This is a genomic window from Streptomyces sp. NPDC051963 (assembly GCF_044593495.1).
In the GTDB taxonomy this organism is placed as follows: Bacteria; Actinomycetota; Actinomycetes; order Streptomycetales; family Streptomycetaceae; genus Streptomyces.
On sequence record NZ_JBIUCC010000003.1, the window covers coordinates 20,501 to 42,179 of the forward strand.

19 protein-coding genes are annotated in these 21,679 nt (G+C 72.0%); 10 read left to right on the plus strand and 9 right to left on the minus strand.

Annotated elements, in window-relative coordinates; all coding sequences use genetic code 11:
* Window positions 1–99: 99 nt before the first annotated feature.
* The 4 genes from otr(A) (at window position 100) to ACIHFB_RS12685 (ending at window position 4,837) form a co-directional block, all read left to right on the plus strand.
* A complete protein-coding gene (gene otr(A) / locus ACIHFB_RS12670; protein ID WP_400126777.1) occupies window positions 100–1,965 on the plus strand; it encodes a tetracycline resistance ribosomal protection protein Otr(A) in 1,866 nt (621 codons plus the stop codon).
* Between the two features lie 122 nt (window positions 1,966–2,087).
* Window positions 2,088–2,768 carry a DUF4230 domain-containing protein gene (locus ACIHFB_RS12675; RefSeq protein WP_365279665.1) on the plus strand — a complete coding sequence of 227 codons (681 nt, stop codon included), beginning with the start codon at window positions 2,088–2,090 and terminating at the stop codon, window positions 2,766–2,768.
* A 100-nt stretch (window positions 2,769–2,868) separates the two neighbouring features.
* Window positions 2,869–3,453, plus strand: coding sequence for a VanZ family protein (locus ACIHFB_RS12680; RefSeq protein ID WP_400126778.1), 585 nt, complete (start codon window positions 2,869–2,871; stop codon window positions 3,451–3,453).
* Window positions 3,454–3,592: 139 nt separating this feature from the next.
* Window positions 3,593–4,837 (plus strand): RICIN domain-containing protein, encoded by a 1,245-nt coding sequence (locus tag ACIHFB_RS12685; RefSeq protein WP_400126779.1) that lies wholly within the window; start codon window positions 3,593–3,595, stop codon window positions 4,835–4,837.
* 11 nt (window positions 4,838–4,848) lie between these two features.
* On the opposite strand, the gene ACIHFB_RS12690 is transcribed toward ACIHFB_RS12685, so the two are convergent.
* Window positions 4,849–5,085 (minus strand): hypothetical protein, encoded by a 237-nt coding sequence (locus ACIHFB_RS12690; RefSeq protein ID WP_365279674.1) that lies wholly within the window; start codon window positions 5,083–5,085, stop codon window positions 4,849–4,851.
* Window positions 5,086–5,296: 211 nt separating this feature from the next.
* Here ACIHFB_RS12690 and ACIHFB_RS12695 point away from each other — a divergent pair, with 211 nt between their 5' ends.
* Both ACIHFB_RS12695 and ACIHFB_RS12700 read left to right on the plus strand, forming a co-directional pair.
* Window positions 5,297–6,331 carry a PHP domain-containing protein gene (locus ACIHFB_RS12695; RefSeq protein ID WP_365279677.1) on the plus strand — a complete coding sequence of 345 codons (1,035 nt, stop codon included), beginning with the start codon at window positions 5,297–5,299 and terminating at the stop codon, window positions 6,329–6,331.
* Window positions 6,332–6,627: 296 nt separating this feature from the next.
* Window positions 6,628–7,590, plus strand: a complete 963-nt coding sequence (locus tag ACIHFB_RS12700) for an SDR family NAD(P)-dependent oxidoreductase (RefSeq protein ID WP_365279679.1) — start codon at window positions 6,628–6,630, stop codon at window positions 7,588–7,590.
* A gap of 6 nt (window positions 7,591–7,596) precedes the next feature.
* Here the strand turns inward: ACIHFB_RS12700 and ACIHFB_RS12705 are convergent, their stop codons facing one another.
* From ACIHFB_RS12705 to ACIHFB_RS12730, 6 genes are all read right to left on the minus strand, one after another.
* Window positions 7,597–9,138 carry a helix-turn-helix domain-containing protein gene (locus ACIHFB_RS12705; RefSeq protein WP_400126780.1) on the minus strand — a complete coding sequence of 514 codons (1,542 nt, stop codon included), beginning with the start codon at window positions 9,136–9,138 and terminating at the stop codon, window positions 7,597–7,599.
* Window positions 9,135–9,416 (minus strand): helix-turn-helix transcriptional regulator, encoded by a 282-nt coding sequence (locus ACIHFB_RS12710; protein ID WP_365279685.1) that lies wholly within the window; start codon window positions 9,414–9,416, stop codon window positions 9,135–9,137. The genes ACIHFB_RS12705 and ACIHFB_RS12710 overlap by 4 nt, the downstream gene beginning before the upstream one ends.
* Before the next feature lie 69 nt (window positions 9,417–9,485).
* Complete coding sequence (locus ACIHFB_RS12715) at window positions 9,486–9,710, minus strand: hypothetical protein (protein WP_365279688.1); 225 nt, start codon at window positions 9,708–9,710, stop codon at window positions 9,486–9,488.
* 59 nt (window positions 9,711–9,769) lie between these two features.
* On the minus strand, window positions 9,770–11,059 hold the full coding sequence (locus ACIHFB_RS12720) for an ROK family protein (RefSeq protein WP_365279691.1): 1,290 nt from the start codon (window positions 11,057–11,059) through the stop codon (window positions 9,770–9,772).
* 111 nt (window positions 11,060–11,170) lie between these two features.
* Window positions 11,171–12,151 (minus strand): phosphotransferase family protein, encoded by a 981-nt coding sequence (locus ACIHFB_RS12725; RefSeq protein ID WP_400126781.1) that lies wholly within the window; start codon window positions 12,149–12,151, stop codon window positions 11,171–11,173.
* Between the two features lie 24 nt (window positions 12,152–12,175).
* Window positions 12,176–15,367, minus strand: a complete 3,192-nt coding sequence (locus tag ACIHFB_RS12730; RefSeq protein WP_400126782.1) for a cytochrome P450 — start codon at window positions 15,365–15,367, stop codon at window positions 12,176–12,178.
* A 105-nt stretch (window positions 15,368–15,472) separates the two neighbouring features.
* Between ACIHFB_RS12730 and ACIHFB_RS12735 the strand changes: the two genes are divergently transcribed.
* Complete coding sequence (locus ACIHFB_RS12735) at window positions 15,473–16,168, plus strand: PAS domain-containing protein (RefSeq protein ID WP_400126783.1); 696 nt, start codon at window positions 15,473–15,475, stop codon at window positions 16,166–16,168.
* Here ACIHFB_RS12735 and ACIHFB_RS12740 read toward each other — a convergent pair.
* The gene (locus tag ACIHFB_RS12740; protein ID WP_400126784.1) at window positions 16,084–16,986 is read right to left on the minus strand and encodes a DUF3626 domain-containing protein; all 903 of its coding nucleotides are present in this window, start codon (window positions 16,984–16,986) and stop codon (window positions 16,084–16,086) included. The two genes, ACIHFB_RS12735 and ACIHFB_RS12740, sit on opposite strands and share 85 nt — an antisense overlap.
* Window positions 16,987–17,329: 343 nt before the next feature.
* Here ACIHFB_RS12740 and ACIHFB_RS12745 point away from each other — a divergent pair, with 343 nt between their 5' ends.
* From ACIHFB_RS12745 to ACIHFB_RS12755, 3 genes are all read left to right on the plus strand, one after another.
* Complete coding sequence (locus tag ACIHFB_RS12745; protein WP_365279706.1) at window positions 17,330–18,583, plus strand: FUSC family protein; 1,254 nt, start codon at window positions 17,330–17,332, stop codon at window positions 18,581–18,583.
* A gap of 46 nt (window positions 18,584–18,629) precedes the next feature.
* Window positions 18,630–19,679, plus strand: a complete 1,050-nt coding sequence (locus ACIHFB_RS12750) for a hypothetical protein (protein WP_400126785.1) — start codon at window positions 18,630–18,632, stop codon at window positions 19,677–19,679.
* Between the two features lie 97 nt (window positions 19,680–19,776).
* Complete coding sequence (locus ACIHFB_RS12755; RefSeq protein ID WP_400126786.1) at window positions 19,777–20,964, plus strand: lactonase family protein; 1,188 nt, start codon at window positions 19,777–19,779, stop codon at window positions 20,962–20,964.
* On the opposite strand, the gene ACIHFB_RS12760 is transcribed toward ACIHFB_RS12755, so the two are convergent.
* Window positions 20,932–21,657, minus strand: coding sequence for a DUF2470 domain-containing protein (locus ACIHFB_RS12760; protein WP_400126787.1), 726 nt, complete (start codon window positions 21,655–21,657; stop codon window positions 20,932–20,934). The two genes, ACIHFB_RS12755 and ACIHFB_RS12760, sit on opposite strands and share 33 nt — an antisense overlap.
* Window positions 21,658–21,679: the final 22 nt, after the last annotated feature.

Here is a 21,679-nt window from a genome sequence, read left to right on the forward strand (position 1 = left end):
CGTCCGCATTCCCTCACGACAGGATTCCTCGCATGCGCCGACTCCTCGGAATCTCCCAGCGCCCCTACTGGACGACGGTTCTCGAGGACTCGACCCACTGTGCACACCCTGAACATCGGAATTCTGGCCCACGTCGACGCCGGTAAGACCAGCCTCACCGAGCGGCTGCTGTTCGACCACGGAGCGATCGACCGGCTCGGCAGCGTCGACACCGGTGACACCCGCACGGACGACGGTGCGATCGAGCGGGAGCGCGGCATCACCATCCGTTCCGCCGTCGCCTCGTTCACGGCCGGCGACACGCGGATCAACCTCATCGACACCCCCGGCCACTCGGACTTCATCGCCGAGGTCGAGCGTGCCCTGGAGGTCCTCGACGGTGCGGTCCTGCTGCTGTCCGCCGTGGAGGGCGTACAGGCACAGACGCGGGTGCTGATGCGGACGCTGCGCCGGCTGCGGCTGCCCACGCTCGTCTTCGTCAACAAGATCGACCGGGCCGGCGCCCGGTCCGCGGAGCTGCTCACCGACATCCGGCGCAGACTGACGCCGTACGTCGTCCCGCTGACGGAAGTGACGGGCATCGGCACCCCCGACGCCCGGGTGACGCCCCTCCGCGAGGACGCCCCGGAACCGGCCGAGGCCCTCGCCGAGGTCGACCCGGACATCCTGGCGGCCGTCGTCGACGGTCCCGGGCCGACCCCGGACGAGCTGCGCGCCGCTCTCGCCGCACGCACCGCCGACGGTTCCCTCCACCCGGTCTTCTTCGGCTCCGCGCTGGGCGGCCAGGGCGTCTCGCATCTTGTCGAGGGCGTGCTGAGCCTGATCCCACCGGCCCCGACGACCGGGGCCACCGAGCCGCGCGGCACGGTCTTCGCCGTACGACCGGGTCCCGGCGGGGAGCGGACGGCGTATCTGCGGCTCTACGACGGTGAGGTGGCCCGGCGCCAGCGACTGACCTTCCTGCGGCGGGAGGCGGACGGCCGGACCACCGAGGTCTCCGGCCGGGTGACGCGCCTCGACGTGGTCGGCGGGAGCGGTTCACTCACCGCGGGGAACATCGCGGCGGTCACCGTCCCCTCCGGTCTGCGCGTCGGCGACCGGCTCGGCGAACTCACCGACCGGGCCCCGCAGTTCGCGCCACCGACACTGGAGACCCTCGTCCGGGCGCGGCACCCCGGGCAGGCGGGGCGGCTGCGTTCGGCTCTGCTCGCCCTCGCCGACCAGGACCCGCTGATCCACGCCCGGCCCGCGGACTCCGGCTCGACCGCCCTGCTCCTCTACGGCGAGGTCCAGATGGAGGTCCTCGCGGCCACACTCGTCCAGGACTTCGGAGTCGAGGCCGACTTCACCGCGGGCCGGGTCCGGTTCCTGGAGCGCCCGAGGAAGAGGGGCGAGGCCTGCGCGGAGATGCCGTGGCACGATCACACCCGTTACTGGGCGACGATCGGGCTGCGCATCGAGCCCGGCGCGGTCGACTCCGGCGGGGTGTTCACGTACGAGACGGAACTCGGCGCCCTCCCCCGGGCCTTCCACCAGGCCATCGAGGACACCGTTCACGCGACCCTGCGCACGGGGCTGTCCGGTGCGGCGGTGACGGACTACCGGGCAACCCTGATCCGGTCCGGCTACTCCGCTCCGATCAGCACCGCGGCCGACTTCCGTGGCCTCACCCCGATCGTGCTGCGCCGGGCCCTGGAACGAGCGGGAACGCGACTGTACGAGCCGTACCACGCCTTCGAGGCCGAGATCCCCCGCGATGTCCTTGCCCAGGTCACCGCCCAACTGGCGGCATGCGCGGCCGAGTTCACGGGAACGACGAGCGCGGGCGCGTCGTGGCTGATCACCGGGGAGCTGCCGGCCCGCCGGGTGCGCGAGGTGGAGCTGCGGCTGCCGGGGCTCACGCGGGGCGAGGGGGTGTGGTGGTCACGGCCGTCCGGCGACCGGGAACTCCGGGCGGGGCGATAGGTGCGGTTCGCGCTCGCCCGTGCGCCGGTGCGCGCTCGGTCGGGTGTCCCGGTCTCGCAACAACCGGGTCTGACGCGGGCTTCGGGGGGCATTCGGTCTGGGAAGGAAGGAGGACCGTCGACATGACGACTTCCATCAAGCGCTTACCCAGGCGCATGCCCGGCTGGGCGAAGCTGGTGACCGCCGTCGTCCTGGTGCTCGCCGTGATGTTCGCCGGGATCCGGCTGAGTCTGCTTCCGGGCCTGAAGGACTTCTTCGGTACGGAGACCCACGACCGCACCGGTCCCACGCTGCTGGAGTCCATTCAGGACATCAGCCGTTACGACGCCGCCTCCGGCAACTTCCAGGTCGTCGTGGACCTGGAGAAGGACGCCAAGTTCCTGCCCGACGCGATCCGCGGCACCCGCACCCTGTATGTCGGGGCGGGCACCGTGGACGCCTACGTCGACCTCGGACAGGTCGGCAAACAGGACGTGAAGGTCAACGAGGACCGTACGTCCGCCACGCTCCGGCTGCCGCACGCGGCGCTGGGCCAACCCGCTCTGGACCCCGAACGCTCCTACGCCGTCTCCAAGCAGCGCGGGCTGCTCGACCGACTCGGCGACCTCTTCTCCGACAACCCCAACAGCGAACAGGCCGTGCAGAAGCTCGCGTCCAAGCACATCGGCGACGCCGCCCGGAGCAGCGAGCTGACCAAACGCGCCGAGAGCAACACCACCGACATGCTCAAAGGCCTGCTGCACTCCCTGGGCTTCAAGGAGGTGGCCGTGTCGTACGGCGCCGGCTCGAAGAACGGCGCCTGATCGAAGGGGGCGACACCGGAGGCCGGGATCGCGCGGCATCTTCGGTCGGTTCGCGGGTAACCGCCTTACGACCGGGGGAAGTTGAAGACTGGAGGACCTGATGGCCCGTACAGCCTTGCGATCCCGTGCCGGGTGGCGCCCCCGCACAGCCAAGGCCGCGCAGGCGCCCAAGGCCAAGGGGACACCCAAGGCCAAGCAGGCGACTGCGCCCACCCGTCGGAAACGGGAGCCCTTGCGCTTCCTCGCCCGGATGGTCACGATGCTGTGCGCGTTCGTGCTCATGGTGGCGTTCGCCGTCGTGCTGGCCCGGCTGACCCTGGAGCCCTCCCCCGCGTCGGAGGCACTGACCCATACCAATCTGCGGCCGGGCCGCTCCCTCAAGGCCTATCTCGATCAGCCGGAACTGCGCGACGCCGCAAAGCAGATCGGCGGCAATCTGCTGCTCGGCATCCCGTTCGGCATCCTGGCCCCCGTCATCGCCCCGCGCACCCGGGGACCGCTGCGCATCCTCCTGCTGACCGCGACCGTGATGCTGCTGGTGGAGCTGGCCCAGGGCGCGATGGTGACCGGGCGCGCCTTCGACATCGACGACGTCATCCTCAACACCAGCGGCGCACTGATCGGTTACCTCCTGCTGGGGCGCCGGCTGAGCCGGGCCGTGCACTCCCGGGAGCGGAGCGCCTGACGCGTACTGTTCAAGAGTTGGACCGTACCAAGCTATTGACGGCCCCTTTGTTCAACCCTTAAATCAAGAGGCGACACACCAACCCCCCACCTCGGTCGGCGCACCCGTACGCCGGGCACGCCGTACGGAAGGGAGAGCCGTGGTCTCCCCACGCTCGCTCCGCAGATGTCTCCTCGTCGCACTGTCTGCCCTGCTGGTCGCCTCCGCAGCCGTCGCCCCCGCCGGGGCGGACGTCACCCCCGCCGCGGCGGACGCGCCGAGCGTCAAGGCCGTGACGTTCTCGGACACCTTCGACGGGCCCGCAGGCTCGGGCGTCAACTCGTCGAAGTGGCAGCTCGAGACCGGCGACAACGTCAACAACCATGAACGGCAGTACTACACCTCCGGCACCAACAACGCCGCCCTGGACGGCCAGGGCCATTTGGTGATCACGGCCAAGCGTGAGAACCCGGCCAACTACCAGTGCTGGTACGGCACCTGCCAGTACACGTCGGCACGGCTCAACACCGCCGGGAAGTTCAACGCCCAGTACGGCCACATCGAGTCGCGGATGAAGGTCCCGCGCGGACAGGGCATGTGGCCCGCCTTCTGGATGCTCGGCACACCGGTCAACTGGCCCGACTCGGGCGAGATCGACATCATGGAGAACGTCGGCTTCGAGCCCTCGACCGTCCATGGCACCCTCCACGGCCCCGGCTACTCCGGATCGGGCGGCATCGGCGCGGGCTACTCCCTGCCGAACGGCCAGGCCTTCGCGGACGCCTTCCACACCTTCGCCATCGACTGGGCGCCCGACTCCATCACCTGGTCCGTGGACGGGAACGTCTACCAGCGGCGCACGCCCGCCGACCTCGGCGGTCGGACCTGGGTCTTCAACAAGCCGTTCTTCATGATCCTCAACCTCGCGGTCGGCGGCTACTGGCCCGGCGACCCGGACGGCTCCACCGTCTTCCCGCAGCAGCTGGTGGTCGACCACGTGACGGTCACCACGAGCGACTCGGCGGCCGGCGTGCCGATCAGGGGCCTCGCGGGCAAGTGCATGGACGTCGCCGGGGCGAGCTCCGCGAACGGCACCCCCGTACAGCTCTACGACTGCAACTCCTCCGCCGCCCAGCAGTGGACCGTCGGCTCCGACGGCACGCTGCGGGCGCTCGGCAAGTGCCTGGACGTCACCGGCAACGGCACCGCGGACGGCTCGACCGTCCAGCTGTGGGACTGCACCGGGGGCCCGAACCAGAAGTGGGCCATCAGCGGGGCACAGGACATCGTGAACCCGCAGGCGAACAAGTGCCTCGACGTGACCGGCAACAACTCGGCGAACAACACCCGGCTACAGATCTGGACCTGCGGCGGCGCCGCCAACCAGAAGTGGACGGTCGGCTGAGCCACTGCGCCCTAGTGCATCCTCCAGGTCAGCTTGTCGCCGCCCACCCAGCGGACCACGTCCGGGTCGTCCAGGTCGTGGACCGTGATGCCCCAGGCGGCGGCTGCCTGGAGCACGTCGGTGAGGGTCTTCGCCTCACCGACCACCTCTCCGTCGATCTCCACGATGCGGAACGGGGGCGTGCCCGGCTGCACCCCGAGCACCATGATCCGCGGGTGGGAGATATAGGGGCTCGCTGCTTCGGTCATGCTTAGAGCGTAGAGCGAATCCGGCCATCGCGAACCATACGAGTCGCCCCCGAAGCGGGGCGAAACGACCCGTCGGGGGGGGGGGGGGCCCGCCCCCCCCCCCCCCCCCCCGGGGCCCCGGGGGCGGGGGGGGGGGGCGCCCCCCCCCCCCCCCCCCCCGACCCGGGTGCGCTCCCTCCGGGGCTGGGGAACCCTGGAGGAGGAGGTGGCGATGGACCCCGTCGAGGCACTGGACCGGATCGCCTTCCTGCTGGAGCGCTCCCTGGCGCCGACGTACCGCGTCCGCGCCTTCCGGACGGCCGCCCACGTGCTCTCCGAGCTCTCCGCGGACGAGGTGCGCGCGAAGGCGGACGGCGGGTCACTGGAGAGGCTCAAGGGGATCGGCCCCAAGACGGCACAGGTGGTGCGTGAGGCACTGGCCGGCGGCGTGCCCGGCTACCTGGAGAAGCTGGAGGAGGAGGCCGGGGGTCCCCGGGGCGAGGGCGGCGACCGGCTGCGGGCGCTGCTGCGCGGGGACTGCCATCTGCACTCCGACTGGTCGGACGGCGGCAGCTCGATCAAGGAGATGGGCCGGACCGCGGCCCGGCTCGGCCACGAGTGGGCGGTCCTGACCGATCACTCACCGCGGCTGACCGTGGCCCGGGGGCTGTCCCCCGACCGGCTCCGCTCGCAGCTGGACGTGGTGGCGGAGCTGAACGCGACCTGGGCACCCTTCCGGCTGCTCACCGGCATCGAGTGCGACATCCTCGAGGACGGCTCGCTGGACCAGGAGCCGGAGCTGCTGGACTGGCTCGACATCGTGGTCGTGTCGGTGCACTCCAAGCTCCGGATGGACGCCCGCGCGATGACGCACCGCATGGTGGCCGCCGTACGCAATCCGCTGTCGGACATCCTCGGGCACTGCACCGGACGGCTGCTCATCGGGCGCAACGGCGGCGACGCACGGCCCGAGTCCAGGTTCGACGCGGACGAGGTGTTCGCCGCGTGCGCCGAGACGGGCACCGCCCTGGAGATCAACAGCCGCCCGGAGCGGCTGGACCCGCCGCGGCGGCTGCTGCGCCGGGCCGTTGATGCGGGCGTCCTGTTCTCGATCGACACCGACGCGCACGCGCCGGGCCAGCTGGACTGGCAGATCCTCGGCTGTGCCCGGGCGGAGGAGTGCGGGGTGCCCGCGGAGCGGGTCGTCACCACCTGGCCGGTGGACGACCTGCTGACCTGGGCCCGCGAGCGACGGCTGCCCGGGTGACCCAGATCACCGCAGGTGGTGGAACACCCCAAGGTGGTTCCCCGTTGAACAAACCGTGGGTGCGGATGGGACAGTGTCCCCGGGCCTCACCTTTTGCCCACAGGGACGATCGTTCGGCTGAAGCCCTGTGGAGCCTTTCGCCGAGAGGCGACCGCCATCCGTGCCCACCCTTTGGCTGCCCCGATCGTGATTCCCCCGTCGCGGTCGGGGCTTTCCCTCTTGCCCGCATACCGCTCGTTGCTCCGCATTCGTCCCGCCTTGACTTCGAGAGCGCTCCAATTCGTAGCGTTGCGGGTATGACCACTGCACAGCACAAGATCGGCTCGGGCTTCGGTGCCACGAGCACCGCTGACGACGTCCTCGAGGGCATCGACCTGACCGGAAAGCTCGCGATCGTCACGGGCGGCTACTCGGGCCTGGGCCTGGAGACGACCCGCGCGCTCGCCAAGGCCGGCGCCCGTGTCGTCGTACCCGCCCGCCGTCCCGCCTCCGCGCAGGAGGCCCTCGCGGGTATCGACGGCGTCGAGGTGGACGAGATGGACCTCGGCGACCTGGAGAGCGTGCGCGGCTTCGCCGAGCGGTTCCTGGCCTCCGGCCGGACCGTCGACCTCGTCATCGACAGCGCCGGGATCATGGCCTGCCCGGAGACCCGGGTCGGCCCCGGCTGGGAGGCGCAGTTCGCCACCAACCACCTCGGCCACTTCGCCCTGGTGGGCCGGTTGTGGCCGGCGATCGAGCCCGGCGGCGCCCGTGTCGTCTCGGTCTCCTCGCGCGGGCACCACAACTCCGGGATCCGCTGGGACGACCTGCACTGGCGCGACGGCTACGACAAGTGGCAGGCGTACGGCCAGGCCAAGACGGCGAACGTCCTGTTCGCGGTGCACCTCGACCTGCTCGGCCGGGAGCGCGGCGTACGGGCCTTCGCGCTGCACCCGGGCGGCATCCTCACGCCGCTCCAGCGCCATCTGCCGAAGCAGGAGATGGTCGATCGCGGCTGGATCGACGAGGACGGCAATCCGCTGAACCCCGAGGGCTTCAAGACCCCGGAGCAGGGCGCGGCCACCCAGGTGTGGGCGGCGACCTCGCCCCAGCTGGCCGGAATGGGCGGCGTGTATCTGGAGGACTGCGACATCGCCGAGCCCGCTCCGGACGCCGACGCGCTCTGGGGCGTCATGGACTGGGCACGCGACCCCGAGCAGGCGGCACGGCTGTGGGAGCTGTCGGTGAAGCTGACCGGTGTGAACCCGTTCGCCGCGTAGGGCTTCTCAGTCGTCGACGACGGCCGGGGCGGCGTCCTCTCCGACGGTGTACACGTCCTTGAGCTTCACGTCGGAGACGCCCCGGCCCTCCGGGAACACCCGCCGCCAGTCGCCGATCACATGGAGTTCGTCGGTGCCCATGGCGCGGACGACCAACAGGCCTTCCTCGTGCCCCTTGTACGCCTTCATCCAGAGGTTGGCGAACGCCTGGGAGCGGATCAGGTGCATCCAGTCGGGGCGGTACAGCTCCCGGTTGTAGTGGGACTCCCCCATCGTGGAGACGAATTTGGAGTACATCGCCTTCACATACTCCAGCGTCACCTCGTCGTCCTCCGCGATCGCCCGGTCGCGGGCGTCCTTCAGCGCGATCCGGAACTTCTCCAGGAGGTTCTCGGTCGCGCCGGAGGTGAACGACTCGTGGATCTCCGGCGGGTCGCACAGTCCGTGCTTCGGGCCGGACAGACGCAGCAGGAGACGCAAGGTGGGTTCGGTGACCCACAAAGGGCCTGGTTCGTCGCGGCTGCCGAGGGGGTTCGGCAGGTGGGCGTCGTGCTCCCAGGCGGGCGGGGTGATCAGATGGACGCCGGCCCGGCGGCGGTCGTGGTCGAAGCCGGTGGAGTGCTCCAGCTGACCGATCGGCAGATGCGTCTTGAGTGCCGACAGATAGGCGCCGTTGACGTCGAGGGCCGTCACCTCGTGCGCGCCGGGCGGCAGTTCGCGCCGGGCCCACTTGGGGCGGGCCTCCCAGACCTGGTCGGAGCCGCGAGCGGTCTGCTTGCGCAGGATCTCCGGGATCCAGGGGTGCGCCACGACGTCGTACCGGCCGCCCTTGCGGGTCTCGTCCAGCAACGCCATGGCGTCCGGAATGGCCCGCTTCACCAGGGCCGCGGTCGCCGCGTCCACATCGCCTTCGTGGCGGGCGAGCGCCTCGGCGACGGCCGCGCGGATCAGGTCGGGGTCTTCGTCGGAGGCGGTGCGCATACGGCGGCCGACGGGGACGACCTGGACGGGCTTCGCGCCCTGCCGGGGCTGAACCGGTCCGGTCGGCTGCGGTGCCTCGGCGACCGGGGCGCTCGGCGCCGGGTCCGGTGCCGTAGTCGCGCACTCGGCGGGGTCCAGGTGCTGGGGGAATCCGGCGACCTCGTGGTGAGCGGGGGCGCCGCACAGGACGCACGGGCGCGGAGCGCCGAGGGCCGCGACGTCGTCGGCATCGGAGTCGGCCCCGTCGACGGCGGGGTCGGTCGCCTCCGCCGCGTCGGTCGCCTCGACGGCATCCTCCGCAGGCCCGGCCGCCTCCTCGTCCTGGCCCACCAACTTCGTCCGCGCCCCCTCCAGGAAGTACGCGTACTTCTCGCGCACCTCACCGCCGGGGTCCCGGCCGGACTCCCAGCCGCCGACGGTGGAGGGGCTCACGCCGAGGGCCTGGGCCACCTGGGCGCGGGAGAGGTTCAGCTTCTCCCGCAGTTCGCGCCGCTCCTCGGCGGGCGGCAGGGGCACCTCCTGGCGGGCGCCTGCCAGGAGTGCGTCGATCGCGTTGAAGTCGGTCACCGGGCCACCGCCGTCGATCCGCCGGTCCTGCGCCGCCGGACGGGCAGGGTCTCGCACGCCCGGGTCGGGCCTGCGAGCAGGTCGAGTACGTCGATGCCGAAGTGCGCGGCGAGCGCGTCGCAGTCGGACAGGCTCCAGGCCGCGCTGCCGGACTGCCGGCGGCTCACCTGTGCCTGGCTCACGCCGAGTGCGACGGCGAGGTCCGCCTGCGACTCACCGGTCGCGTGCATCAGCGCGGCCACCGCCGACCTCACCCGTTCTCCCAAGGACAGTCCCACCCCACGGACCCTACCCGAGCCATGCGTCCAGCGTATGAGGCTTGCCGGGTACGCATGGCGCGCCGTGGGTCACCCGGAGGACTCGTCCGGTACCGGCTGCTCGGGATGGACGCCCGCCGAGTGCGGGGCGCCCTGGCGGCCGGTCCCCGCCTCGTCGGTGTCGGGCACCTCGGCCTCGTCGGGATCGTCGGCCGCGTCGGCGGGCGGCACCTCCCACGGGTCGTCGCCCGTGCCGGCCGCCTGCTGGTCCTGGAGATCCCGTGGCACGGGACCTGTACGTCGGTCGTCGGCCATCGCGTCCTCCCTCCCGTGGTGCGAGGGCACCGAGTACCTCCGCGATCACCGGCGAAACCTCAGTGCGGAGCCCGTTCCTGAAGCGCCGCGCGCCAGGCGGGCGGCGGGCCCTCGGGCGTGGGTTCGGCACGGCGGCCGCCGCGGGCGAAGAAGTCGGCCAGCGGCAGGATCGCGGCGCCGACGGTGACCGCGTCGGGGCCGAGCCGGCCCAGGTCGATGGTGACCCGCTCGGCCGGGTGGCGCAGCGCGTACGACACGGCGTGGCGGCGTACGGCGGGCAGGAACCGTGAGCCGAGCTGGAGCCCGGCCCAGCCGCCGATGAGGATGCGCTCGGGCTGGAAGAGGTTGATCAGGTCGGACAGGCCTGCGCCCAGGTACTCGGCGGTCTCCTCCAGGACGGCGAGCGCCACCGGGTCCGCCGCACCGCTCTCGGCCGGGTAGGCGGCGGCCAGCATCGCCGTCAGCGCCGTCTCCTCGTCGGTGTCCTCGGGCGGGCGTCCGCCCTGCTCGCTCCACCGCTCGAGCAGCGACTCGGCGCCCGCGTACGCCTCCAGGCAGCCGAGCGCACCGCACCGGCAGCGGCGCCCCCTCACCCGTACCGTCAGATGCCCCCACTCCACGGCCCGTCCGTGTTCCACCTCGGGCGTGACGAGACAGGCGCCGACGCCGGAGCCGAAGAGGACGACGACCGCGTTGCGGGCGCCGCGTCCGGCGCCGAACCACATCTCGGCCTGGCCCAGGGTCTTGGCTCCGTTGTCGATGAAGTACGGGACGGTGTCGGGCAGGGGGGAGCCGTCCCGGAGCAGCGCCTCGAGCGGGACCGCGTCCCAGCCGATCGTCTGTCCGTGGACCACGGCGCCCCGGTCCGGGGTGCGTTCGACGATGCCGGGGACGCCGATGCCGACGCCCAGGAGCTGTTCCGGTGCGATCCGGGCGCTGGCGAGCACCTCGGTGATGCCGTCGCGGATGTGACCGACGATGACGTCGACCTCGTAGCCCTGCTGCGCCAACGGGCGTTCGGTGCGGGCGAGTTCGGTGAGCGTGAGGTCGAACAGCTCGATGCGGACCCGGGTTTCGCCGACGTCGACCCCGATCATGTGACCGCTGCTCGGCGCCACCCGCAGCAGGGTGCGCGGGCGGCCGCCGTCGGAGTCGACGCTGCCCGCCTCCTCCAGCAGACCGTCGGCGACCAGGTCGGCGACGACGTTGCTGACGGAGCCTGAGCTGAGCCCGGTCACCGGGCCGAGTTCGAAGCGGCTCAGGGGTCCGTCGAAGTAGAGCCGTTGTAGTACGGCCGTGCGGTTGGCCCGCCTGAGGTCGCGTACCGTGCGACCGTTCCGCCCCGCCATGTGGCTCCCTTCGAACCCTGTCCGACCTGCAACATACCTCCGCGGACCGGTCCGGCGCGAGCTTCTCCGACCCCTTAGTTCATGAGATGAATTAAGAAGTGCCCGTCCCTGTCAAGGAGCGGTCAGGTCCTGAATCTCGTCGAGGGCGGCGAGAAGTTCGGGGGCCACCGCCGTCTGCACCCACCGGTTCTGGTCCTCTCCCACCGCCCGCGGGACCGTCTCGGTGAGCATGATCAGGTAGAGGTAGCTGCGGTAGAGGGCAAGACGGAGGCGGGCAGGAGCGTCGAAGACGGCACGGCCCCCGGCCTGCCGATAGCCCGCCAGGAAGTCCTCGTCCTTCTTGATGTCACCCAGCAGCGCGAGGGAGACGAAGTCGGCCAGCGGGTCGCCCCAGAACATGCGCTCCCCGTCGATGAGCCCGCCGATCCGGACCGCCCCCGTCGAGCGGTCCACCAGGATGTTGCCCGGCCAGAGGTCGAAGTGGACGAGACACGGTACGGAGACCTCGTCGAGGGCGGGGAAGGCGGCCCGGACGGTGCGGGCCACCTCGTCCACGGGGCGTGGCAGCCGGGCCCGGTAGTGGCGGGCGTCGTCGAGAACGGCGTCGAGCATCGCGGCGACGGCGGTACGCCAGTCGGGGGCGAGGGGGCCCAGAGCGCCGGACGGATAGCCGAATCCGGGGCCCGTCACCCGATGGAGCCTGGCCACCTGACGCCCCAACTCCGTGCGCAGACCGGCCCGTTCGGCATCCGTGAGTGAATCGTCCCACGGGTCGCCCGGGCAGGCGGTCATCAGCAGATGGCGTGCGCCCGGGTCCCCGCCGATCGCCACGACGCGTGGTGCCGGGACGTCGGCCTTGGCGGCACCGTCGTAGAACTCCGCCTCGGAGACGAGGAGTTCGCGCTCATGGCGCAGGCCGGGCGTGCTCTCCGGGGGCGGGATCTTCAGGACGTGGCGGGTACCGTCGGTGAGCCGGAGTTCCTCGACGGTGTTGTACGTGCCGCCGTCCAGCGGGCGGAGGTGGGCGAGGTGGTGGGGCGGGATATTCGCCGCCGCCAGGACACTTCGGGCCCGTTCCCAGGAGTCCACCACCGTGCGCCCACCCCTTCCCCTCGGTCAGCCGGCGGCGTACACGTCCTCGATGTAACGCCCGTCCGCGATCAGCCCGTCGAGCCACCGCTCGGCAGTCGCCGCGTCGGCGTCCGGGGTCCGCTCCCGGTACAGGGTACGGAACGCGTCCCGCACGCCCGGCGCCATGCGCGAACCGTCGCCGCAGACGTACACCCGGGCGCCCGCGCTCAGCAGTTCCCAGACCTCGCCGGCCTCGGCGGCGATGCGGTGCTGCACGAAGGTCCCGGCGGTGCTGAAGGCCGGGCGGAGCGCGACCGCTCCGGCGGCCTCCGCTGCGCGGAGTTCCTCGGCGTGCAGGAAGTCCGCGTCCGGGGCGTCGCACCCGAAGTAGCAAAGGGCGGGGGCGAGTTCGGCGTCGGCTGCCATGCGGTCCGCGATGGCGCCACGGAAGGGGGCCAGTCCCGTGCCCGCCGCGATCATGATGACCGGCGTGGAGCCGTCGATCCTGAAGGCCTCCCGGCACGGCTGGACACGGGCGAGGACGGTGTCACCCGGCTCGACGCCGGTCAGGTAACCGGACCCGGTCCCCCGGTACTCCCCGTTGCCCATGGGGGTCCCCCCGCTCGAGCGCAGCCGAGAGTGGGGGAGGGCCGGTGCCTCCAGCAGGGAGATCATCAGGTCGGCGTGGCCGGGGTCGACGGCGGGCGAGGAGGAGATGGAGTAGTGGCGCGGGCGCAGCGGAGTGAGGATCTCCAGGAGTTGCGGCCAGCCAAGGGCCCCGCGCAGCGCCGGGTACGCCTCGATCACCTCGACCAGGGTGCGCGGGTCGTCGGCTTCGAGGGCTGCCAGCGCCATGCGCTCCGGCGGGCACGGATTGGCGGCGGCGAGCGCGGTCAGCTGTGATGCGCTCGGGCGCTCCTGCAACTCGACTTGGTGCGCGAGGAGTTGACGTACCGTCAAGGGGCGGTCCACCGCCAGGCCGTCGCGGCGTGGGCGGCTGGCGCGGATGTCCAGGACGGTGTCGGGGTCGACGCCGAGGGCGGCAGCGGCTCGTTCGACGAGGGCAGGGGCGTTCACGGGCAGCACGGTGAGGTGGTCGGCCGTACGGTAGGCGACGCCCTCCGGGAGTGCGACGCGTACGAACCGCTTGCGGCGCGGGTGTCCGGGTGCCGTGAGGTCGGATGCCTCGGTGACCGTCATGGGGACGAGGCCGTGCCGGTCGGCAAGCGCGTCCAGGGGGCCGCCGGTCAGGGTGCGGATCTCGTAGGCGGTGTCGGGTACGTCCGCCTCGGCGACGGCATCGGGATCGCCGTACCGCTCCAGCAGGGCGGTGCGCAGCTGGTCCGTGAACTCCCGGACGGCGCCCGTGAGATCGCCCGAGGCGTCGGCCGCCACACGGTCGGTGAGCCGGGTGGCGCCGAGCTCGGCGAGGCGGGCGTCGATGCGGGTGGGGACGTGCTGGTAGGTGGCGGCCCAGTTGCGGTCGCCGATCCCCAGGACCGCGTACGTCACGTCGGTCGCGTCCCGAGTGGCGTCGAGCCAGGCGGCGAAGGCGGTGGCGTCGTCGGTGGGGCGGCCGTTGTAGGAGGCAGCGGTGATGACGACGGGGCGGTCGGTGGGCAGCCCGCCGGCGTATGCGTCGAGGGGCGCGATCTGGGTCTCGCAGCCGATCGCGGCGGCCTCGTCGGCGAGTTGGGCGGCGAACTCGCGGCAGGTTCCGTAGTTGCTGCCGTGCAGGAACAGGGCGCTGGTGCCGGGGCGGACCCGGGCGGGGAGGGTGTCGTCGTCGACCGTCGGGGACACCTCGGCCGGGACGACACCCGGCAGCGGCGGGTGCACACGGTCGGCTTCTGTGCGTGGGGTGAGCGTCAGTGTGAAGCCCTCCGGCTTCAGCGTGAGCGTCTCCTTGACGTCGAGGCGGTAGTCGGCGTGGTCGTTCAGCCGGTAGCGGTGGACGAGCATCGCCAGCAGCATGGTCGCCTCGTGGAGCGCGAACTGGCGCCCGATGCAGGCGCGTTCACCGGTGCCGAACGGTTTGAAGGCGTGCACGGACCGGCCCGCCTCCGCCTCGGGCGTGAAGCGGGAGGGATCGAAGCGCTCGGGGTTGTCGCCCCAGACCGGCTGCCGGTGCAGCATCGGCGCGAGCACGGTGACGGCCTGTCCGGCGGCGACCGGGATCCGGCCGCCGAGCACCGTGTCCTGAAGTGCGCGCCGGGTGAAGGCGGCGGCCGTCGGCCACAGCCGCAGCGCCTCGTTCAGGACCTGGCGGGTGAAGGTGAGCCGGCCGACCTCGTCGTACGTCGGTTCCGGGTCGGACGCGTTGCCCCACAGGGCGTCCACCTCGCGCTGGACGAGCTGTAGCGCGGTCGGGTGCTTGGCGAGGTAGTACAGCGCGAAGGACATCGCGCCGGAGGTCGTCTCATGGCCCGCGATCAGGAAGGTGATGACCTGGTTGCGGATGTTGGCGGTGTCGAGCGTGCTGCCGTCGGTCGGGTGCGTGGCGCTGAGCATCAGCCCGAGAAGGTCCGTGGCGTCCTGCTGGTCGGTGCCGGTGCGGGAGGCGATGACGTCGTCGACGACCTGGGCGAGGTAGTCGGCGTCGTCGCGGAAGGCGGCGTCGGCGGCGGAGTGGTCCTCGCCCGGGGTACGGGCGAGCCGGGTCATGGACCACTCCAGGCAGCGGACCATCGACTCGACGAAGGGGTGGGGTTCGTCCCGCTCGAAGGAGCCGAAGTCGTAGTCGAAGCCGGCGAGCCCGATGGTGTCGAGGGTCATCCGGGTCATGTCGTCGGGCACGTTGACCGGCCGGCCGGTGCGGGCGCCGCGGTCCCAGGAGTCGATGAGGCGGCGGGCCACCTTCAGCATCACCGGGTGGTAGGTGCGCATCGAGCCGAGCGCGAAGGCGGGCATCAGGATGTCGTGCGCCTTGGCCCAGTTGGGCTCATCGTTGTACGCCGTGAACAGTCCGTCGGCGGCGAACTCACGGACGTTCTCCAGGGCGGGCCCGATGTGCTTGGCGAACCGCTGCTCGTCGGCGAGATCGGCGATCAGGTCGAGATCGCCCACGAAGAGCGTGTCCCGCCCGTGCAGCCGGCGCACGAGCACCGGCCCGTGCTGCCGCATCAGGCCCATGACCTGCTGGATCGGCGTGCGTCCTGGTCCGGTGGCGGAGATGTCGACGACGGGGACACCGGGGAGGGTGTCGGCGGTACGGGTGTGCAGCGCGGTGGGGGGCATGGCGCGACAACTGCCTTTCGCGGTACGGAAGAACTGCGCTCCAGGTTGATCGATCGGCCCCGGTGGCCCGCGCCCCTGAACTACATGATTCTGTAGTGCAGGTACATGGATCGGCCTTGCACGGAAGGGCTGGAGGTGCTGGTGGACCTGAGGCATGCGGAAGGGGTGGTGTGGCGCAATCGCGCGCTGCTGCTGTTCGACCGGGTCTCGGTACCGGTGGCGGTGTGCGACGTGTACGGCTCCGTCCTGCTGGCCAACCCGGCGATGGCCACGGAGTGCGGTACGACCCCGGGGCGGCTGCGCGGCCGTGACGTACTGGAGCTGTTCCGCCCGCAGGAGGCCACACAGGTGGAGCGGATCGCCGAGGCGCTGCGGCTGCGGCACCGGTCGCGCTATCAGGTCTCGGTGCGCTGGCAGGCGCCCGGCGGCGGCGAGCGGTACGGGGAGCTGACGGCGGACCCGGTGAGCGACACCGTGGAGGACACGCCCGCGCTGTTGGTGATGTTGAGCGTCCTCGGCGAACGCGAGGCCGGCTCGGACACCCCGGTCCGGGTCGCCCCGATCGAGGCCCGCATCCTGGCCCTGCTGGCGGCGGGCGCCACCACGGCTCACGCGGCCCGGGAGACCGGCCTCACCGTCGACGGCGTCAACTACCACCTGCGTCGGCTGTCCGCCCGCTGGCACGCGGCGAACCGCACGGAGCTGGTCGCCCGCGCCTACGCACTGGGCGTGCTCACTCCCGGGGTGTGGCCACCGACGCCGGCCGCGCCGGCCGATCCGGGCTCGGCCGCCTCGGAGTAAGGCGCGCCGGAGTAGGCCGTACCGGCTCCCTCCGGGGCGCCGAAGCGGGCGAGGGTGTGCCACACCATCTTCAGGTCCTGGAGTTCATGGCGTCCGGTGCGGGCCGCGTCGCCGATGATCCGCGGGTCGAGGCGGCCGTCGACGGCGATCCGGGCGCCCAGGTCGGCGTACCCCGGGCCGCGGTAGTCCGTGTGACGTCGCAGCTCGGCCACGGTGAGCCGGTAGCCGGGGTGCCATTCGACCCGGCAAAGCAGCGCGCGGGCCGCCGCCTCGACCGAGGTGCCCCGGTAGGCCGAGTCCAGGACGAGCGCCTCCACGTCCCGGGCGAGGGCGACGCCGCCGTGGACCTGTGCCTCGATGTAGTCGTTGAGGGCGTCCCGCCGGTCCGCCTCGGCCAGGGCGATCAGGGACATGCCGGCGGCCACGCCGAATTCGGTGGGCTCGGCCGCGCTGTCGGGGTAGCAGAACGTGGCGCGGGCGAGGGTCGCCCCGGTGAGCCGGAAGTGCGAGGACCCGAACCGCGGGGCCGCGCCGACCACTTGATGCCGGAAGTCCAGCGCGCCGTAGACGGGCCGGTCGCGCGGGGCCGCGTCGTCGTAGACCCCGCCGAAGATCCGGCTCTCCCAGCGCCAGCGGTCCCCTCCCGGGTGCGCGGTGAGGCCGCCGTTGCTCACGCCCGTGACGAACTGCGAGTGGTAGATGCCGTCCTGGGCCAGCGCCTCCAGGATCGGGACCCCGCCGACCAGCCGGTCCGGGTGGAAGTTGAGCGTGATGCGCAGATCCTTGTCGACGGCCGGTCCGGCCGAGCGACCCCCCACATGCCCCAGTGCCGCGCGTGCCCGCGGTGACCCGACATCCCGGAAATCCACCGGCTTCCCCCTCCCCCGGGCTTTCCGCCTCAGGCCAGAACCCCACGCTCCTGGGCAGCCCGTCGTCCCCAGGAGACTCCCCATGAGATCACGCACCGAACAGGGCATCCGAGGGTGACAAGCAGTGTCAGGACTGTTCCGGTCCGATGCCTTGTCATGATCCAATGCTTTCGCTCCCGACCCGGCGGGCACCAACGGGCGGTCCTCCGTCGTCGGGCACGGACAGCCGGAGCGTCAGCAGGGGATTCCCTCAGTACGTTCGATGCGCCTGAGGATGGGAAAACCCCAAGCGATGCGAGATGTGCGTGAGCAGACGGCGTCCCTCGGGCGCCTGGTGAAAAGGCGCCGGGATCCCGTCGTCGTCCAGACCCTGCGTTCGGCCGCAGCCGCGACGATCGCCTACGTCATCGCGCTCCGCCTGAGCCCCGAGGCGCTGCCGCTCACCGCGCCGCTGACCGCGCTGCTGGTCGTCCAGGTCACCCTGTACGCCACGCTGACCAACGGCATCCGCCGGGTCAACGCGGTGGTGGCCGGTGTCTTCGTCGCCATCGCCTTCAGCCTGCTGGTGGGTCTGACCTGGTGGAGCCTGGCACTGCTGATCCTGGCCTCGCTGGGCGTGGGACACCTCGTGCGGGTCGACGAGTACGTGCCCGAGGTGGCGATCAGCGCGATGCTGGTGCTCGGGGTCACGGCCGTGGGCGACACGGCATGGGCGCGAGTCGTGGAGACCTTGATCGGCGCGGTCGTCGGGCTCGGCTTCAACCTTCTCCTCGCGCCGCCGGTGTGGGTGGAGGAGGCCGGTGAGTCACTGGGCGGGCTGGCCCGCCGGCTACGGCAGTTGATGCTGCGCATCGGCGAGGAGGCCGCCGGCCGCACCGCGTTCGAGGAGGCCGCGGCCCGGCTGCACGAAGCGCGCCGGCTCGATCACGACATCATCGAAGTGGACGCGGCGCTGAGGCAGGCCGAGGACAGCCTGCGGCTCAATCCCCGCGTGCGCGACAGCCTGCTGCACCGCGTGGTCCTGCGCACCGGACTGGACACGCTGGAAATCTGCACGGTGGTCCTGCGGGTCCTCGCCCGCACCCTCACCGATCTCGCGAAGGAGCGTGAGCCGGAGCCGCTGTTCGCGAAGGGGACGGGCGCGGTCGTGGAGCAGCTGATGTCCGAGATCGCCGACGCGGTGGTCAGCTTCTCGGTGCTGGTCACCACACACGTCAGCAGCAACGCCGACGCGGCCGAGTCCCGGCTCGCCGCCGAATTGCGCACGGCTGCGGGCACCCGCGACAAGCTCGCCCTGCTGCTGCGCGAGGAGGCCGAGCGCGAGGACGGGCACTGGCAACTGCTCGGTGCCGTGCTCACCGAGGTCAACCGCATCCTCGACGAGCTGGACACCGAGCACCGGTCGCGCCGGCTGCTGGAGGAACTGGACCGCGTGTCGCAGGAGCAGCGCGCCCGGATGCCGCGTCTGACCCGGCTGCGTGAGCGGATGGGCGTCCAGGAGCAGCTGTGGCGGAACCGTACGGGGATCGGTGGGCGTTCTTCGTGACGGAGTGCCGGGACGGGGCCGGTGCCGGAAGTGAGGGAGCGGGCCGATGACCGACACCACCGTGCGGATCGACGGGAACACACTGCGGCTGCCGGGCGGGGTGGCGGTGCGGTTCATCCGCACCCTGCGGCTGCCCGAGACGGGCACGCACGCGCTGCCGCCGGGACTCGGCGAGTTCCCGGTCCGGCGGGTGGCGGACTACCCGGACACCGTGCCCGAGCAGTGGCGCTCGCGCGGCGGCGTGCTGCTGCCGGTGTATCTGCGCGAGGCGATGTGGCTGAGCTTCGCGGGCACCGCGGAACCGGCCGCCCTTCAGGTCGGCGTCGGCAAGGTGTGCGCCGTCTCGGGCAGGCCGTGGAGCGACCGGCTCTCCCGCAAACCCCAGACCCCCCAGAACTATGTCGTGCTGCCCCGCCAGCCCTGGCTGGACGGCATCAATTCCGGGAAGGGCACGGTCCGCCAGTTCGTGGCGGTCCCGCTGGGCCTGGGCGCGACCGTCGAGGGCCAGGTCACCGGCGAGGAGGTCTGGGGCGGCGTACAACTCCAGTCGTTCCCACTGAACGACGGGGCGCTTGCCGTGTGGCGCGAGGAGCAGCGGCTCAGGGCCGAGCGTGAGGCGCGGTCCGTGCAGCCGACCGGGGCCTTCGGCGCAGCGATGCCGATGTCCGCGCCCCCGCAGGCCGGCGCCGCCGCGGCAGGGCGCGCACGGCCGGCAGCGGCGATGGGGCTGGGCGTCGGCGGCTCCATGCGCCAGGAGGTCTACCAGGACGACCGGCCCTCGACGGACTGGGCCGCGGAGCCCGCCGGGCGGGTCTTCGTCCACCTGGTCACGCCTCCCGAGTGGCGCCGCATCACCGGTGAGGCCCCGCCGCCGTCGCCGGTGGACCGGGCGGCGTACACGCGCGCGGGGCTCCCGTGGTTCGACTACTACGACCAGGACGCTGAGGACCTGGCCCCGACGGACACCCTGGATGCGGTGAAGCCGGTGGGCGACTGGATCGGTGACGACCACGAACCCTGGCAGGCGCCGTCGACGGGCCAGGTGAAGCCCCTCAAGGACGCGCCGGGCAAGGCGGTGGAGGACGGCGACTGGTAGGCGTTGCGGCATGCGCAACGCCTATTGCGGTTCTTGCGCGGCCGGGCGATCCACGCCAGGGTGGCTGTCGGGACGACCGACGACCTGAGGGGTGGACATGGGCAGTGGTGGCGTGAGCAGGCGCCGATTCATCGGTGCCCTCGCAGGAACGGCCGCGGTGGCGCTCCCGGCGTGCAACGACGCTCCGGCCCCCACGGCGGAGACGGCAGCCTCGGAGACGGCCGCGAGCTCCCCGCGTGAGGCCGCCAAGCCCTCCGGCCCCCGCCCGCTGTATCTCGGCACGTACACCTCGGTCGACGGCGGCGGCAAGGGCATCGGCCTGGCGACCTACGACGCCGCCACGGGCAGCATCACGGGCGCCGGAACCATCGAGAACGTGGGCGACCCGTCGTATCTCGCGCTCCATCCGGACGGGGGCACGCTGTATGCCGTCAACGAACGCGCGGACGGTGCCGTGACCGCCGTGCGGCTGTCCGACCGCAAGATCCTGGGCAGCCGGAGCACCGGCGGCGGTGCTCCCTGCCATCTCTCGGTGCATCCAGGCGGGCGGTGGCTGCTGAGCGCCAACTACGCCTCCGGCAGTATGGCGGTGCACCCGATCGACGACTCCGGCGCACTCGGCGAGCGCACCGACCTGGTCACCCACACGAGCCCGGCGCCGGGTCCGGGCCAGGACGGCCCGCACGCCCACCAGTTCGTCACGAGCCCCGACGGCGGCCATGTCCTCGCCGTCGACCTCGGCACGGACACCGTCTACACCTACCGTCTCGACGACAGCGCAGGCACCCTGGCCGAGGTCTCCCAGGCCCACACCCGGCCCGGCGCGGGCCCCCGGCACCTCACCTTCCACCCCGGCGGCCGGTACGCCTACCTGGCCAACGAGGTCGACAACACGGTCGCGGTCTGCGCATACGACACCGCCTCCGGGCGCCTGACCATCGGCGAGCCGCAGTCCACGGGCACCGGCGAGGGCACCAGCTACCCGGCGCAGATCGTGGTGACGCCGAACGGCTCGTACGCCTATCTCGCCAACCGCGGCCACAACAGCCTCACGCGCTACGCGGTGGAGGCCGACGGTGCCCGGCTCAGGCTGCTGGACACGGTGCCGGTGTCCGGTGACTTCCCCCGGCAGATCGCGCTCTCGCCGGACGGGACGCTGCTGTTCGCGGCGAACCAGAAGTCGAGCACGGTGAGCGTGTTCCAGGTGGACGCCGGCAGCGGTGAACTGCGGCTCGCGGGCAAACCGTTCGCCTCACCCGTCGCCGTCTGTGCGCTGCCGCTGTAGGGCGCGGGGGCACTGGGCCGCACTGGCCTGCGAGAGCAGGATGTGCATGCGCTCGGTGAGTTGCGCGACATCGTCGGCGGGCCGGTGGAACGGCAGTCGTACGTCGCCCTGGGCGCGGTTGCGTTCGATGCGCAGCGTCAGTCCGTGCCGGTCCACGGCGAGGGGCTGGACCTTCACCGCGCCGTGCAGGCTCTCGGGCTCGACGAGCCGGGTGAGCCGCTCGACCGCGTCGGCATGGCAGTCGGCGAGATGCGTGAGCAGCCGGGACTCCGCCGTGGCCAGCGGATCGGGCGCGGCGACGGCGAAGTCGTCGAGGTCGACGACCACGGCGCCGGAGGGCTGCCGCAGCACGACGCGCGTGGCGTGGAACGCGAGCTGGTCGTCCGCGGACGCGAACCATCCGGCGAGCCAGAGCCGGGCGCGGATCCGGTTGCGCACCGGGACGGGCGCGACGTCGGCGAACTCCAGGACGGCGGACGGCTCGCCGCGGGGCGCGCAGATCGCCGCCGCGAGCAGCGCGCTGTCCTCGGGCACACTCAGGAGCACCCGGCCGTCCTCGTCCACGGAGTGCGCGCCGACGAACTCCTCACGACCGCCGTCCGCGGTCACCGCGCAGGACCACGCGGTGGCCAGCAGCGAACGGGCCCGTTCCGCCGCGGAAGGTGCGGCCGTCCAGGGTTGACTGTCACCCATCCCAAAACCTCCTTAGGTAAGC